At 67.0% G+C, this 230-nt stretch carries 1 protein-coding gene; it reads left to right on the forward strand.

What is annotated here, in order from left to right:
• On the forward strand, window positions 1–230 hold a 230-nt coding region (locus FVS66_RS05840; RefSeq protein WP_149179918.1), incomplete at both ends, for a hypothetical protein.

The following is a 230-nucleotide window of genomic DNA, read 5'->3' on the forward strand; positions in this document are numbered from 1 at the left end:
CCCCGTATCCCGGTGGTCTCCAATGTGTCGGGTGAGGTGGTGCCGGCGTTCGATGCGGAGTACTGGGTGCGGCATGTGCGTCAGTCGGTCCGCTTCGCCGATGGTGTGCGCACGCTGTGGGAGCTGGGCGTACGCCGGTTCCTGGAACTGGGTCCGGACGCGGTGTTGACCGCGATGGCCAGGCAGTGTGTTCAGGACGACACCGAAGCCGCGTTCATACCCGCCCTGCG

It is taken from the genome of Streptomyces sp. TRM49041 (genome assembly GCF_008271805.1).
Taxonomy (GTDB): Bacteria; Actinomycetota; Actinomycetes; order Streptomycetales; family Streptomycetaceae; genus Streptomyces.